Source organism: Bradyrhizobium sp. SZCCHNR1015, from assembly GCF_032489875.1.
Lineage (GTDB): Bacteria > Pseudomonadota > Alphaproteobacteria > Rhizobiales > Xanthobacteraceae > Bradyrhizobium.
Genome location: NZ_JAUEYW010000025.1, coordinates 25,921 through 40,757 on the forward strand (window position 1 = coordinate 25,921; position 14,837 = coordinate 40,757).

Below are 14,837 nucleotides of genomic sequence, written 5' to 3' on the forward strand. Positions count from 1 at the left end.
ATTGGTGAAAGTACCCATGGCTGACCAACGCGAGATTCTCACTGATAAGAGCATTGCGCGTCTTTCTGCGGGAGAGAAGCAATACAAGGTGCGCGACAGCGAGCTGCCGGGATTTTTCGTCCTCGTCGGCAAGCGTCGGAAGACATTCATGGCCCAGGGTGAGTTCTGGCGCGATGGCGTTCGTGAATTCACGGCGCAGGTAAAGCTTGGTGAATTTGGCGACATAACCACGCGACAAGCGCGAGCCGGCGCCAAGGAAGCACTCGGGTCGATCGCCAAGGGCCAGCGTCCTGGCGAAGCTCCGACGATTAAGGGAGGCTCAATAACGCTTCGGCAGGCCTGGGAGCGCTATCGAGATGCGCATATGGAACGTAAGGGTCGAAGCTCGGGGACCATTGGAAATTATCGAGATCACTTGGAGCGGTTATTCAAGGACTGGCTTGACAATCCATTGGCTCGGCTTGGGCGGCAGCCGAACCTAGTTATTGAACGCCATGACAAGATCACGAAGGAAAATGGCCCTTACATTGCCAATGGAGCTCTACGCAGTCTGCGGGCCGTCTACAACCACGCTCGGAAAGGCAATCCCGACCTTCCTGCCGCTAATCCAGTCTCCGCCATCGATTGGAACAAGGAGCACCGACGCAATACGGGTATGGGACCGAACGACATCGGTGTTTGGCTTAAGGAACTTCACGCACTGGACAACCCTTTAAGGCGAGAATTTCACCTTCTGACACTTCTTAGCGGATCACGACCAACGGCGCTTAAAGCGGTCCGCTTCGAGCACATCGATCGGCGAGGACGGCTCGTCCACATCCCGAAGCCCAAAGGTGGTGAGGAGAAGGCATTCGATATTCCGCTATCGCGGCCGATGATCCGCTGCATCATCCGCGCGATCAGGTGGGGTCGGATCATGTATCCCGAGCAAGGGTCTTCTTGGTTGTTTCCGGCGGATAGCGAACAAGGACATCTCGTCGAGCACAAGGAGGATAGAAATGTCCTCTCCAAATGGGGCAACGATCTGCGGCAGAGCTACCGCACGCTCGCGCAAGCGGCAGGTGTTTCAGAGCTCGACATTCATCTGCTAATGAACCATTCGCTACCCGGCGTGAACGCCGGGTACATCACGCGCGATCGGCTATTGAGGGACCACCTGCGCCAGCAGCAGCAAAGAATATCGGAATTGGTTGTCCACGGCCTCGAAGCGAAGCGTGACCTGTCGTTAGCACGATGGCTCAGAAGCGCTAGGGTCGAAGAGACTGACGATCAGCTCAAACCAGGCGCGATATCTGAGACGATGTCGGCAGCCGCGTTGAGTGCGGCTGCGAATTCGGGTTCGCTCGGCCCGCCGAAAACGATCCTGCGGCGCCTCGCAATGCGGGGTGACAAGGGCGATTCTGCATAGTCGTTGCGATAGACCATAGTTCACACATTGTCTTGCCGCCTGTGCAGCGCGGAGAAAAAGTCCACGAATCAGAGCATCGGATCTCATTTCTGACTAATCGAACGAGTTGCCGATTGGCTTCCCCAATGCCAGAACCAGACAGCCAGAATAGCCTCCCGGTCCGAGCAAGATCAAATCGGAATAGTGGGCAAGCTCATCTCGGAAATCCGCAACGTCCGAATCGACCTCTCCCGGCTATGCCCAATCTTACGGCTAGAAGAACTTCTCACCTTCTTGCGGGCCATTAATGCTGGCACGCTATCAAAACTTCAGTTTCTGTCCCGGGACAAGGAGCCTCAAGCTTTTGCTCGCCCGGGTCAAGGCAACGTACCAATCCTTCCGTGTCATGCCGAGTGTATGGACAACTACAGCATGATCAAATTCAAGCCCCTTCACAAGTAGCGTGCTTCCCACACAGCGGCGTCCAACCATACGTCCGGCATGGCGGGCCGCAGTCTGAACTTCCCAGATCGCGTTGGCCAAAGAAGAGGAAGGGCGGTTGACGCAGACAAGCAACGCCGCTCGCATTGCGTAAAACATCTCGCGCCGGTAACAGTAGCAATTATCCCGATCGTGAAAGCCGTTGAGCAAGGCAAGCTGATTTGCGGGGTTTGGATTGTCGATCAGGGCTACACCGAGATCAATCAGCGATCCGAACTGAGCAGCGCCTTTCCGCAATCCCCTTCGGCGAGCGTCTACGGCAGCAATGAACAGTGTTTCAGCGGTGCCGGTCATGCAGTCACCAGCAAATCCCACGACAGCCTCGACCTGGTTGAGGCCTGTTGCCTTTTCAAATTTGCGGGCCGCAGCATAAAGCGTAGCACAGCCGATCGGTTCAATCGCGGAGAATCCAACCTTTGCCAATTGCTTGGCAATGTAGGCCCGCGCTCCGATGCTCGCCGGGTCGGCAATCACGACAAGCGTTTCATTTGCAGCCGCTCCACGAGCCCTCTTACATACCTCGGTAATCTTGTTCGTCCGGAGCCGAGGATCGGCTGGCAACGTCTCCCACTCAACGCAGTCCGGACAGCCCGCGAGATCAATCTCGGCACCAGCCTCAAGCTCGTCACGGATATTCTTCAACCACGTGGCGAGGCAAGGATTCTTCTTCTTCAGCCAACGCCAGGGCTTGACGAGTTCGCCTGCCTTTGGGAACGTCGGGTAGACGTGGGCCTGCCAATCAACGGGCTCCTGTCCCTTGAAATCGAATATGGCCTGCAGAGGATCTCCGAACACGCAGACGGAGAGCCTGCCGGAAAGCGCCTTTATCACCTCATGCTGCTGAACCGAACAATCCTGGTATTCATCGACAAGAACGCCTGTGTATGTGGCTGCTAAAATGGAATCGACGGCCCCGCTTTCGACGAGCCGGGTTGCCGCTAGGTAGACCGCGATCCACTCGCTGTCCGTTCGGGGAACGCGAGTCGCGAGCCCGGATCGAATGGGGAAAGAAGCTGCATAGCGCAGACACCATCCGGCAATCGTGTCCAGACGAAATTGACCGCTTGGCACCTTCAGAGCTTTTAAGCGCTCACGAAGCACGTCGATTCCGGCATGCGTATGCGTCAGTATGAGCCTACGACCGCTGCCAAACTTGGCCGCGTTGGCGATCTGCTGGGTCTTCCCACAACCGGCAGCGGCTACAATGCTGCCCAGTCGAACAGAGGCGGCGAGTCTGCCGATTCTCAAATCGGGGTCCACGTCATTCATCTATCCATTTCCGCAGAGCGCTTAATCCTTGGGCGAGCGGCGTATCCGCAACCTTTTCAAGGCAAGGGCCGATTAATTCGCCAACTCGCTCGCCTCTGGATATGTCCTTGAACCAGGGCCGGCTGTCATTTTTTGCCGCCTTGCCAAGAACGGTGCGGAAAGCGGGCGTGTTGAGGGACGGGCTGAAATGAAGAGATGTCACCTCGGGCAGGTTCTGCGTACGGCACATCTTGTTTATCTGGGCTTGGACGCTATCGGAAGTCACAGATTCGATGGCGAGTGCAATCAGTGAGGAGACCATTGCCCAGGGAACATCGAGGAAGATGCGCTCCTCCACGGAGCATCCCCCGGCCCACTCGTGAAATAGCACGCCTTTCAGGCTGAGTGCTTTTAAGATCGAGGGAGCTACTGGCTCGTCCGAATCGAGCAAGAGAAACACATCATAACCCAGACTGCTTAGGTGGTCGGCAAGAATGGGAGCGCCGCCGCTTCCATTGCCGTCGACGGCGGTCGTCCCTCGAAGTGCAAAGGACTCATGCTTGTCGTCTTTGCTCCAATATAAATCAAGACCTCGCGTCAAACCCTGCTCGGTTCGGCCTTCGCAGACAATGATCTTGCGCGCGAGAAAACTGTCGGGGACAGCTCTCATGTGCCGCTGCGCATCGTTGGGAGACCGGGCTGTGGTCAAAACGGACCTGACTTGGACTAGGCCATTGCTTGATCTAACCGCAAAGATATCACTCGCTTTCAGTTCGCGGATAACGACCGGGGAATGCGTTGTGATAAACATCTGAGGTAGCGAAGCTTGTTCACTTTCCGATTGGGAACTGGCCAAATATTTCAAGAGGCGGGCAATGCGATGTGGCTCAAGACCATGTTCTATCTCGTCAATGAGCGCGACATGTGAACTACCCGCCCCATGCTGAAGCGCGGAGACGATCAGGCGTGACGACCCAGTTCCCAGACACCGAAGCGGCAGCTTGCCGTCGTGCAATGAAACGCCGCCGGCGGTCAGGCTCACTCCCTTTACATCGAGTTCGGCCACGTATCTCTCGCGAACCGGCACCGAAAAATGCTTGCCGAGCACTTCCGCCCGAGCGGCAGTTTTCTTGAAGATCTCGGGATTTCCCCTCGTGAAGGCATCTCGCGCGGCGCGGCTCGCATCGGCGAGTTGCCCGCTGAAAGTTTCAGTATTGTCTTCCAGGCGATTGAGGACCGACAGCCGCCCCCAACCGAGATGCCGTTCCGCATATGGGCCCAACCGCGTGCTCGCGAGCTGGCGCGCATCCTTGTAACGCAACGCGGGAGGATCGCTTTCCGTGTCGGTCGCGATGCGTTCATTGAACAGTGACCACCGCGCTTCATGCGATCTGTCAATCGTCACACGAAGCGACAGGACATCATCAAGGCCGGTGCCTGGCTCATCTTCGAGCTTCAGCGCGACTCCGTTCCATCCGCGAAGATGGAGGCCGTAACGATCGTCTGAGACGAATCCCGGAGGCAACTCCCCGACCGTCAGAACGATATTAACGGGCGTGTTGTAGTCCAGGCCGTAGAAATCTGAATCATCGGCGAAGGAATAGGAACGGGGATTCAGGACCAGCTCTATCGCGTCGAGAATCGTCGTCTTCGCCGAGTCGCCAGGCCCTATGAGGCAATTGACACCAGCGCTGGGCGCCCAGCGCAATTTCTTGATCCCTCGGAAATGATCAATCTCTACGTAGACTATCCTCATGCGAAATCTCTCGCTTAGCTAATAAGCAAGCAGAGTAAGCTGCTGCTCGCAGAGCCTTCTCAACCCAAGTCATCGTTGATGATGGATCCTTTGCGTACCCTAGATAGATCTTCAGAGGGGAACGTTATTCGTTGAGCCGCTCGCGGTGCAAACGCAAACCGCCAACTTAATCTTACCGACTACGGGACGATTGAACAGGCCAATGTGACTTCCGATTGGTCCTGTATTGAAGTTAAGGGGATGTTCTAGGTACAAATTCACTGCGCACTGCCGTTGATCAATTTACTGGCGCAACACGCTTCCACGCGACAGGAAATAAATAGATATGAACCGTCAAAGATAGTCAAACGACCTCAGTGCGCATGCCATGCCCGATGACCAGATCGGATGCTCCGAAAGGAATTTGGTCACTGACTGCTCGTCGCAGGGTATCGTTCGCAGGGTTTGGTTTTCCTTGCGATCCTTTGCTTTTTGCCAGCCAGCAAACAGCGTGTCGAAATCTAGACTGACTTCAGCAAATGCTAGAAAATTCCATTGATAGAATTCGAGATCGCATCCGAACTCAAACACGACTAATCGTTTAATAAGGTCCGGAACCTTCCGGCCTCGAACAGCTCGGTCGAGGCCAAGTTCTTCTGCCAGCCCTCGATGTATAACGGTATTGATGTCAATCTTGCCATCGATAACGTCGCTCGACGGGCGGATGCCTTCGACAACGGCAATGTCGAACTCTCCCTTCCGAAAGGTCTCGTCGTTCGAGCGATGTCCGATGACGATTGACTGGCCGTTGTCGCAAATAATGTTGATGCAAACCCCGACACCTGAGGCAAGGAAAGCTACCGGCTTCAGCGGAACAGAGGCTCCCTGCAACGCGCGCCAGCGATACTCCGCACCAATTTCCTGCTTGGCCGCGACATTGTACCGATACCAAGAGCGGTCCATGTGCAAGGTTATCTTGTTGCGCTCATCAATGTCGCTGCCCAGTTCGGACGTCACGGCGCTAAGGCAAAGGGTGGCATTGTCGGTCCAGCCACGAATACCTTTTGCCATCCGCCCCGCATTTTGGTCCTTGGCGTCATTGGCGAGCTTGACGAAGTTAGGCGGTGGCACCACTTCGTTCTGGCTCACTTTGATAGTGATTTCGTCGCCCACAAAGCCTTGGATCCCAGCCTTTTCAACCTCGATCCAGGTGGAGACGTGCTCCCCAACCCGCAATGCGTTGCGGATAAGCGGCCCGAACTCTCCTACGGCGATATCGCGCATCCGCCACGCCGTCAGCAGATGCGGATTCGTGCCACCAAGATTGTTCAGGTTCGGGTCGTTGATGACGGAATCGATCTCCGGCTCTGATAGGCCGTAGACCGTAAGTAGGACTCTGAGCACCTCGGGAGAAGGGGATGTGCGCCGCCCGGTTTCGAGCCGACGTATTTCCTCCTCCGAGACGCTTTCTCCAAGATCCTGAATCCATCCAAACGCCTCGCGGCGAGACAGCCCTTGCGGTCTGTATTTTTTGACATTTTCCAAGAATTTCGGGTGCGCGCCTGGATTCAGAGCGCGATGCCCCACAGACTCTCTCAGCGCAATCAGAAGACGTCCTAACCGGGAGGGGGGCCGCTTAATCGCACGCCCCCGCCGCTCCTTCGTCGCTGCTGTCACGCCCGCCTCCCCTGGGTTCGCCAAAATTGGGGCCCTCAGGAAAGGCGGCAACCTTCTCTAGAGTTCGGCGCACACGCAACCCGGACCCAGGAGGAAAAAATGGCTAGCTTTGCCGCACTGCTGAAAGCCGTATTGACGCTTGGTATCGTATCAGCTGGATTTGCCGTGGTCGTTGCCGTTTTGAACGGCTTTGTGCCCATACCACTTGCGGATGTGCTCGTAAACGCATTCATTGAGAGCTTCAAAGCATCGATTGCCGCCGTGCTCGGCCTGTTGGCAGGAAGGGGGACGGTGAGGCATTAGCCCTTTGAATGGGCACTGGTAAGCCTCTATATGCAAATTGGCGGTCGGAGCTTTGCCTCCTCGACTGAGCTCCGGTCGCGGCCATCACCCAACCCGTTCGTTTCCTGTGCAGCGCGAAACGGTCGGGTTTTGGCTTTGAAGGTAACCATTTCCTCGCAATGCCACCCGAACCGCCTGCGGAAAGGTTCTCCACTCGGGAGAAGGGATTAAGGATCCCGTCGCTCGCTCTCCATTGGCAAGCCTTGGTCCGGCGGGGGCTGCGTTCAGGGCACTGCTGCCACCTCGGACGGCGTCTCCCATCCGAGTTGGGAGGGCGGCCGAGCGTCGTTATAGTCGGTCCGCCAGCATCGGAGCGCAACGCGCGGCCTGGGCGAGCGAGGTGAACAGCGTCCCATTCAGCAATTCGTCCCGCAGCCGGCCGTTGAAGCTCTCGATGAAGGCATTCTGCATTGGTTTCCCCGGTGCGATGTAGTGCTAGGCGACACGGCTCAGATCGGTCCATGTCAGGATGGCATTGCTCGTGAGCTCGCTGCCGTTGTCGCTCACCACCATCCTGGGCTTACCGCGCTCAGCGACCAGCCGGTCCAGTTCTCGTGCGACCCGGGCACCCGAGAGTGAGGTGTCGGCCACCAATGCCAGGCGCTCGCGGGTGCAGTCGTCGACCACGGTCAAGATGCGGAAGCGCCGCATCTGATCAGACACGAAGTCGAGCGACCAGCGATCATTCAGCAGCAGCGGCACCATCATTGGCGCTCGTGTGCCGAGGGCCCGCTTGCGGCCACCTCTGCGGCGGACCGTGAGCCGCTCCTCCCGGTACGGGCGGAACAGCTTCTTGTGATTGACCAGGTAGCCCTCCCGCTTGAGCAGGACGTGGAGGCGACGATAGCCGAAGCGGCAGCGCTCATGGGCGATCGCCCGCATGCGCTGTCGCAGCCCGGCATCATCGGTCCGGCTCGTCTGATATCTGACCGTCATGCGGCAACAGCCCATGGCTTTACACGCCCGCCGTTCGCTCATCCCGTGAACGCCAACGAGATGCGCGACAGCTTTCCGCTTGGCCGCGAGCGTCACCACTTCTTTCCCAGGAGGTCCTTCAGGGCGGCATTGTCCAACGTGGCGTCCGCCAGCAGCCGCTTGAGCCGCGTGTTCTCGTCCTCTAGCGTCTTCAGCCGCTTGGATTCCGAGACGTCCATTCCGCCAAACTTGGCCTTCCACTTGTAAATGCTGGCATCGCTGACGCCATGCTTGCGGCACAGATCGGCGACCGGAACGCCAGCCTCGTGCTCCTTCAAAATCCCGATGATCTGCTCTTCCGTAAAGCGGCTGCGCTTCATGCTCTGGTCCTCGTTAGGGCCAGAACGAACTTCAAACCGGATTAAACCAGAGGGGCAAGGTCACTTGTTAGGCGAGCCCTGGAATTGGTCCAGGCCGTCTACATCATCCCTGATCTGTCCTCGGTCCAAGGGATTCGATCCTCGATCCGTGTTTGCACGGCGCTACTGATCGAGAGCTCGGAAAGGACGCAGTCTTCAAGACGCTTGCTGAGGAACCCCGAAGTCGATCTGTGCCCAAATACAGACCTTCAAATTGGCGACTCCGACTCGCGTCGGCTTTTCTGGTTCAGACTTGCACTGGGGCGACGCCCGATGGGGCAGACACTGTGCCGGCTGTGGCCCATCAGTGGGGTCCAGCCATGGCCAGGAACATTGTGACCTTTCCAACGGTATCGGCAAGCTAGCGGTACACGGCGAGCGCTGCCCCACAAGGAACTGCCGAAATAGACATTCGCCTCTTTTGTTTTCTCACCTGAGAATTGCCAGTTTGCATCATACAAAACACCCATATGAGGTGCCAGCACAAAGCCGAAATTTCGTGATCCTTCGCGAACAAAAGGTAAGTCTCATACCACAGTGCTCACCTTGCCCCCAAGCATTGGCGCAGCGTGGCGCGCACAAACTTCTTCGCCCTGGCAAGCGGCAAGCAGCAATCTAGTAGGCTCGGCCAACGTTCCATTTTCGGGCGTCAACGATCAGCACGAATGTGCGCAGCCGGGTCCATATCGAACACCTGCTTGCCCTTTGCGGCCCAGAGCGCACGAGCCTTTTCGCGCTGATGGCCCCTGAGTTTATCGGCAATCCAGACCAACGCGCCGAGGATCATGGTCCGGTCATCGCCAGTCAGATCCACGATCCCGGCCTTTACGACAAGTCCGCCAAGTTCAATGAGATGCCGCGTGCGCTTGCGGCGTTCAACCTGCCATGTGCGCATGTCATGTCGCGCCCTTGCGGCTCGACGCCGATGGCGCGCCGCTCGGTGACGCAGGAGAGCCGTCCGGATTGCGGTCAGCCTTTGGTGTAACTCGCCGCGACCGGCTTTGAAAAAAGGCAACGCCGCGCTTGGCCCATGCCTCCCTCTTTCCGGCCTCCTTCGTCTCGGCCAGCACGATCAGCCCGCCGGCCAGTTCTTCAGCGGTGAGTGTGTCAGCTCCGGTGGCGATGACCAGTTCGCCGAGTTGCTGCACTTTACGAGTTTTCAGCCGGCGTGCTTTGTCTTCGAGTGCCTTCAGATCCGCATCAAAGTCCCGTGGTTTGCGCATCGCCGCCTCCATGAGTGTCGATGGAGAAATGATAGTCGAGCACCCCGCACAATGCTTTCAGGTCATCAGGACGAGCTGAGACGGTACGATCCCGCCCGAGATTTTTTCGAGGGAGGGCGCGCTTATACGTCGTGCCGACGGACGCTTTCCCATGTAGATGCTCTGGTCGCGATGGCGATCTATCATCTTCACGTCAAAATCATCGGCCGGAAGGCCGGGAGCAGTGCGGTGGCGTCGGCGGCCTACCGCTCAGCCTCGCGGCTGCGCAACGAGCGGCTCGGCCGTGATCAGGATTTTTCCCGCAAGCGCGGCGTCGTCCATTCCGAGGTGTTACTGCCTGAGAATGCGCCGGCTGCGTGGAGTAACCGCGAACGGCTGTGGAACGCTGTCGAAGCGTTCGAGGTCCGGAAAGATGCGCAGCTGTCCCGCGAGGTGGAGTTCGCCATCCCCCGCGAGATGAGTGAGACCCAGGGCATCGAGTTGGCTCGACACTTCGTTCGGCGCGAGTTCGTGGGTCTCGGCATGATCGCCGACCTCAATGTGCATTGGGATAGGGCAGAGGACGGCATGCCGAAACCCCACGCCCATGTCATGCTGACCATGCGCGCGGTCGACGAGAACGGGTTTGGCAAAAAGGTCTGGGACTGGAATCGTACCGAAATGGTCGAGCGCTGGCGCGAACGCTGGGCCGAGCTCGCCAATGAGCGCCTGGCCGAGCTCGACGTCGACGCGCGGATCGACCATCGCAGTCTGGAAGCTCAGGGCATCGCGCTGGAGCCCCAAATAAAGATCGGTGCGCCGGCGAAACGGATTGAGGTTCGCGGCATCGCAGGCCACGGCGGTGAGGCCGACCGGGCCCAGATGCACCGGGAGATCGCGCGTGGCAATGGCGCACGGATCATCGCCGATCCCTCCCTCGGGCTGGACGCCATCACCCGGCAGCAATCGACCTTCACGCGCCGCGACCTGGCAAAGTTCGCGCACAGGCACAGTGACGGGCTTGACCAGTTCAACCAGGTTATGGGCGCGATGCAGGGAGCGCCCGATCTGGTCGAACTCGGCAAGGACGCCCGTGGCGAGGATCGGTTCACCACCCGCGAAATGATCGAGACGGAACGGCGCCTGCACGTCGCCGCCGAACGGATCGCTGAACGGAACCGCCATGAGGTCCGGGATACGGACCGCGAACGCGCTTTGGCGCGTGCCGAAGCGCACGGCCTGGTGCTGTCATCCGAACAGGCCGAGGCGCTGGCGCATGTCACGGAAGGGCACGATCTCAGTGTCGTGGTCGGCTATGCCGGGACGGGAAAGAGCGCGATGCTGGGAGTGGCGCGAGAGGCGTGGGAAGCAGCCGGCTTCGAGGTCCGTGGCGTGGCGCTGTCCGGCATTGCCGCTGAAAACCTCGAAGGCGGATCGGGCATTGCGTCACGCACGATTGCCAGCCTGGAGCATGGCTGGAATCAGGGCCGTGACGGGCTCACTCCCCGCGAGGTGCTGGTGATCGACGAGGCCGGCATGGTCGGCACGCGGCAGCTCGAGCGCGTGCTGTCCCATGCGGCCGAGTCTGGCGCCAAGGTCGTGCTGATTGGCGATCCGCAGCAGCTGCAGGCCATCGAGGCGGGTGCGGCGTTCCGGTCGATCCATGAGCGTCACGGTGGAGCGGAAATCGGCGAGGTGCGCCGTCAGCGGGAGGGCTGGCAGCGCGACGCCACGCGCGATCTGGCGACCGGCAAAGTGGGACAAGCGCTTGGAGCTTTTCACGCCCACGGCATGGTCCATGAGGCTCAGACCCGCGAGCAGGCGCGGGGCGATCTGATCGAGCGCTGGGACCGCGACCGGGAGGGATCGCCGGATCGCGGCCGGATCATCCTCACGCACACCAATGACGAGGTCCGGGCACTGAACGAGGCCGCGCGCGAGCGGATGCGCGCCGCCGGCGATCTTGGCGATGAGACACGTGTGACGGTCGACCGCGGCGCGAGAAACTTCGCCAGCGGGGATCGCGTCATGTTCCTGCAGAACGAGCGCGGGCTTGGCGTCAAGAACGGCACGCTCGGAACGGTCGAGTTGGTCAGCACGCAATCCATGACCGTGCGGACTGACGACGGCCGGTCCGTGCGCTTCGAACTGAAGGATTACAACCGGATCGACCATGGCTATGCCGCGACGATCCACAAGGCGCAGGGCATGACGGTAGACCGCGTCCATGTGCTGGCGACTCCGGGCATGGATGCCCACAGCAGCTATGTCGCGCTGTCTCGGCATCGCGACGGCGTGGACCTGCACTATGGCCGTGACGATTTTGCCAATCAGGGCCGGCTGGTCCGTGGCCTGTCGCGCGATCGTGCCAAGGACATGGCCTCGGACTACGACCGTGCCGATCCGGTCCAAAGCTACGCCGAGCGCCGTGGGATCAGCTTCCGCGAACGCGTGGCCGCGATCGTGCGCAAGGTGATGCCGGAGAAGCTGCGCGACATATTCGACGGCCTCCGCTCTCCTGGAGATGCGCCCGGCCCGGATCGGGGACGGAGGCCGGAGCGCGAAACGCCGGAAAGGGAAAGGAGCGGTCCGCGGGCCGGGCTGCGCGATACCGAGGCGCCGGAACAGAAGGTCGCGGAAGATCCGGAAAAAGAATTGCGCCGCGTGCGTACCCGAGCGCTCGTGCGCCATGCCCGCGCCGTCGATGCGATCTTCGCGGCGCAGGAGATGGGCGGCAGGGCAAGCCCCGAGCAGTTGAAGGAGCTACGGGAGGCCCGGCAGGCTTTCGAGGAGCTGCGGTCCTATGGCTCGCGTGACGCCGAAGCCGCCTACAACAAGAACCCGGAATTGGCCCGCGAGGCGGCTCAAGGCCAAGTCAACCGCGCCATCCGCGCGCTCCAGATCGAGACCGAACTGCGCATTAATCCGAGCCGGCGCGCCGACCGCTTCGTGGAGCGCTGGCAGAAGCTCGACCAGGCCAGCCTGCGCCAATATCAGGCGGGCGATATCTCCGGCTACAAGGCCACGCGCTCGGCGATGAGCGACATGGCAAGAAGCCTCGAGCGCGATCCGCAACTGGAATCTCTCCTCGAGAATCGCAAGCGCGAGCTTGGCATCGCGTTCGAATCAGGGCGCCGGCTCGGCCTCGAACTCGCCTTCAGCCACGGCATCGACCTTGGCAGAGGCCGCGGCCTCGGAATCTGATCCATCCGATTTACCGCCGATTCTCCGCCAGAGTACGCGAGACGCCAAAGACGCTCTTGCGCGCCTGCAACGGCAGTCCTGTCTGGTCTCAGAAGCCGCTAGGCATAATCAGCACGAGGCAGCGCGGTCATGCGCGAACCAGACCGTATCATCCGTTTGAAAACCGTTCTTGACCGGACCGGGCTGTCCCGGTCCACCATCTACCGCAAGATTGCCGAGGGCACGTTCCCCGCCCAGCTCAAGATCAGCACCAATGGCACCGGCTGGCATGAATCGGACATCAACCGCTGGATCGCAGATCCGGTCTCCTGGCGTCCGAAACGCGAGTTCGATGAAATCCGGTGACGAGTAGAAGCTCGCGGTCGTGAGGAGACGAAACGGCTGTGGGCCAAGTGTCCGCCATTGCCTGGGTGACCGTTGATCCGGCCGACCAGAGCCGTGTCGTTCCTTCAGCTAGTTGATCGGCGTTCGAAAACAGCTTGGCCGACGCGATCCTGACCAGTGGCCTGATCGATCCGCTTGAGCCGTTCAGTCGCGGCCGGCTGAGGAAATCGATTCGATCAGCTTGCGGACCGCCGTTTCGTGGTTTCGAAGGGAGTTCGCCCATGTATCGGCTTTCCACGTCATCTGGCCAAGAGGCCCTCCGAACATGATGGTCATGAACGGTATGACGTCGGTCGTCTGCGTGGATCCGCAAGCGACGTCGGATTGACTGACCACCGTCAGTACGCGACCGCAATAATCGATAGCAGTGACGGCCATTACGTGATCATCAAAGGAATGCCCGTCGCGGGGTCGCGATTTGGACCCGCTTGTGTCCGGAGCACCATCTCCGACGTTGCCGCGATCCGGCATAGCAGCCATCCCCGATTTCGCATGACCCTACTCCATTGCCTGGCTAAGGGTCGCAAGCCTCATTCCAAATGTAGACTATCGTCTACAATCTGGCAATCGGAATTGGGATTCATAGTCCGTAGACCGATAGTCTACATTCTTCTCGATTTGTCCCTTATGGTGGATGAATCGGCAGTTGTGGGGATAGTCGCCGCGAACGTGCGAAGAGCGCGCAAGGCGTTGAATTGGTCTCAGGAGGAGCTTGCTTTCGAGGCGGGTCTCGATCGCACCTACATCTCCCAGGTCGAACGGGGAAAGCGGAATATGACCATCGTCGTCCTTGCGCGCCTAGCCACCGCACTGCATACGACCCCAGAGCGCCTGATTGCTGCCGGGTCTCGAAGGGGGGCTGGGTAGTTGCGTATTCGGTCTACTGTGGGCATAGTCTATTGGCGTCGAGCGGCTGCGCAAGCTCGGCGGCGAGGCCGTGGCTTGGAGAAGCGACTTGACCCGGCCCCACAAGCCTAATCCAGTTTGAACTTCGTTCTGGCCCACGACAAGGACCTGGACATGAAGCGCAGCCGCTTATCTCCGAATCCTTGAATCACGTTGCTCGAGGGTAGCGCCATGGCCGGAAAAGAGCGGGCTCGATGTACGAACTGCCGTCGTGGAGGGCTCCCTAGCTCCTCAGATGCGCCGCGCCGTTGCCGCGCGCGCGAACGAATGCGGGCTCGAGATCCTGAGCCTGCCTTGAACGATCCGCGGGTCTCCACCGCAGGTCTCCACCGTCCGAATCCGGTGGCTCGAGAAATGCCCGTTTTTATTGGGTTTTTTGCACTTCTCGCTGGCGGAGAGGGAGGGATTCCTGCTCTAGTTGCATAATTCTCTTTTAAAATCAGAGACTTACAAGGGCGCGCCTCTCAACATCTTACTTCGGGCTTTCTTTGAGCCTTTCCGTAAGTATCCGCCCTACGAATGGCCGCGATCGCACCTCTTTTGAGCGCAGGTTGCTGGAGGAGGGATAGTCGACAGTTACGATTCGCAGAACACCCGACCTACGGTTTAGGAAACCGTTTGAGCACATAATATATCAACAGCTTAGCTACAGCGTGTTGAAAGTGTGTTGCGGCCAGCATTTTGTCGAGCCCGTCGGCGCCGCTGGACGGTTTCAGCGGTCCGGCCGCTGAAGCATCCCGGCTTCTCGTAGCGGCCCCGGCATTTCTTCCCGTTCGGGGATGCAGCAAGGCCGGCAACTTGCGTCGGCCGGCCTTATCCCCTCTCAGCCAGGTGCTCAACACCGGTACAATGCGACCCGTTGCTGGTACGAGCGCCTTTTCGTCTCTCGCATCCCAACCTGGCTTGGTCGTTCACGC

General features: G+C 59.4%; 11 protein-coding genes and 1 pseudogene. 5 read left to right on the top strand and 7 right to left on the bottom strand.

Annotation, left to right across the window (positions count from 1 at the left end):
• Nucleotides 1–16: 16 nt before the first annotated feature.
• Nucleotides 17–1,408 carry an integrase family protein gene (locus QX128_RS31300; RefSeq protein WP_316239462.1) on the top strand — a complete coding sequence of 464 codons (1,392 nt, stop codon included), beginning with the start codon at nt 17–19 and terminating at the stop codon, nt 1,406–1,408.
• Nucleotides 1,409–1,708: 300 nt separating this feature from the next.
• On the opposite strand, the gene QX128_RS31305 is transcribed toward QX128_RS31300, so the two are convergent.
• From QX128_RS31305 to QX128_RS31315, 3 genes are all read right to left on the bottom strand, one after another.
• Nucleotides 1,709–3,157, bottom strand: coding sequence for a UvrD-helicase domain-containing protein (locus QX128_RS31305; protein ID WP_316239463.1), 1,449 nt, complete (start codon nt 3,155–3,157; stop codon nt 1,709–1,711).
• Nucleotides 3,150–4,892 carry an ATP-dependent nuclease gene (locus QX128_RS31310; protein ID WP_316239464.1) on the bottom strand — a complete coding sequence of 581 codons (1,743 nt, stop codon included), beginning with the start codon at nt 4,890–4,892 and terminating at the stop codon, nt 3,150–3,152. Before QX128_RS31310 ends, QX128_RS31305 begins: the two co-directional genes overlap by 8 nt.
• A 333-nt stretch (nt 4,893–5,225) precedes the next feature.
• Nucleotides 5,226–6,548 carry a helix-turn-helix transcriptional regulator gene (locus QX128_RS31315; protein WP_316239465.1) on the bottom strand — a complete coding sequence of 441 codons (1,323 nt, stop codon included), beginning with the start codon at nt 6,546–6,548 and terminating at the stop codon, nt 5,226–5,228.
• Nucleotides 6,549–6,647: 99 nt separating this feature from the next.
• Between QX128_RS31315 and QX128_RS31320 the strand changes: the two genes are divergently transcribed.
• Nucleotides 6,648–6,851, top strand: a complete 204-nt coding sequence (locus QX128_RS31320; RefSeq protein WP_316239466.1) for a hypothetical protein — start codon at nt 6,648–6,650, stop codon at nt 6,849–6,851.
• A 263-nt stretch (nt 6,852–7,114) separates the two neighbouring features.
• Here QX128_RS31320 and QX128_RS31325 read toward each other — a convergent pair.
• The 3 genes and pseudogenes from QX128_RS31325 to QX128_RS31335 form a co-directional block, all read right to left on the bottom strand.
• Nucleotides 7,115–8,185, bottom strand: a pseudogene (locus QX128_RS31325) (IS3 family transposase).
• Between the two features lie 688 nt (nt 8,186–8,873).
• The gene (locus QX128_RS31330; protein WP_316239467.1) at nt 8,874–9,119 is read right to left on the bottom strand and encodes a conjugal transfer protein TraD; all 246 of its coding nucleotides are present in this window, start codon (nt 9,117–9,119) and stop codon (nt 8,874–8,876) included.
• 1 nt (nt 9,120) lies between these two features.
• A complete protein-coding gene (locus tag QX128_RS31335) occupies nt 9,121–9,447 on the bottom strand; it encodes a conjugal transfer protein TraD (RefSeq protein ID WP_316239468.1) in 327 nt (108 codons plus the stop codon).
• A gap of 171 nt (nt 9,448–9,618) precedes the next feature.
• Here QX128_RS31335 and traA point away from each other — a divergent pair, with 171 nt between their 5' ends.
• On the top strand, nt 9,619–12,630 hold the full coding sequence (gene traA / locus QX128_RS31340; protein WP_316239469.1) for a Ti-type conjugative transfer relaxase TraA: 3,012 nt from the start codon (nt 9,619–9,621) through the stop codon (nt 12,628–12,630).
• 129 nt (nt 12,631–12,759) lie between these two features.
• Complete coding sequence (locus QX128_RS31345; RefSeq protein WP_316239470.1) at nt 12,760–12,975, top strand: helix-turn-helix transcriptional regulator; 216 nt, start codon at nt 12,760–12,762, stop codon at nt 12,973–12,975.
• Nucleotides 12,976–13,158: 183 nt separating this feature from the next.
• Here QX128_RS31345 and QX128_RS31350 read toward each other — a convergent pair whose 3' ends face one another.
• Nucleotides 13,159–13,392, bottom strand: coding sequence for a hypothetical protein (locus QX128_RS31350; RefSeq protein WP_316239471.1), 234 nt, complete (start codon nt 13,390–13,392; stop codon nt 13,159–13,161).
• Between the two features lie 249 nt (nt 13,393–13,641).
• Between QX128_RS31350 and QX128_RS31355 the strand changes: the two genes are divergently transcribed.
• A complete protein-coding gene (locus QX128_RS31355; protein WP_316239472.1) occupies nt 13,642–13,881 on the top strand; it encodes a helix-turn-helix transcriptional regulator in 240 nt (79 codons plus the stop codon).
• Nucleotides 13,882–14,837: the final 956 nt, after the last annotated feature.

What these genes read in the sequence shown, in the direction of transcription:
- QX128_RS31355 (WP_316239472.1), top strand. Translation starts at nt 13,642, where the DNA reads ATGGTGGATGAATCGGCAGTTGTGGGGATAGTCGCCGCGAACGTGCGA.
- QX128_RS31305 (WP_316239463.1), bottom strand. Translation starts at nt 3,157, where the DNA reads ATGAATGACGTGGACCCCGATTTGAGAATCGGCAGACTCGCCGCCTCT.
- QX128_RS31335 (WP_316239468.1), bottom strand. Translation starts at nt 9,447, where the DNA reads ATGCGCAAACCACGGGACTTTGATGCGGATCTGAAGGCACTCGAAGAC.
- QX128_RS31320 (WP_316239466.1), top strand. Translation starts at nt 6,648, where the DNA reads ATGGCTAGCTTTGCCGCACTGCTGAAAGCCGTATTGACGCTTGGTATC.
- QX128_RS31300 (WP_316239462.1), top strand. Translation starts at nt 17, where the DNA reads ATGGCTGACCAACGCGAGATTCTCACTGATAAGAGCATTGCGCGTCTT.
- QX128_RS31350 (WP_316239471.1), bottom strand. Translation starts at nt 13,392, where the DNA reads ATGGCCGTCACTGCTATCGATTATTGCGGTCGCGTACTGACGGTGGTC.
- traA (WP_316239469.1), top strand. Translation starts at nt 9,619, where the DNA reads ATGGCGATCTATCATCTTCACGTCAAAATCATCGGCCGGAAGGCCGGG.
- QX128_RS31310 (WP_316239464.1), bottom strand. Translation starts at nt 4,892, where the DNA reads ATGAGGATAGTCTACGTAGAGATTGATCATTTCCGAGGGATCAAGAAA.
- QX128_RS31330 (WP_316239467.1), bottom strand. Translation starts at nt 9,119, where the DNA reads ATGCGCACATGGCAGGTTGAACGCCGCAAGCGCACGCGGCATCTCATT.
- QX128_RS31345 (WP_316239470.1), top strand. Translation starts at nt 12,760, where the DNA reads ATGCGCGAACCAGACCGTATCATCCGTTTGAAAACCGTTCTTGACCGG.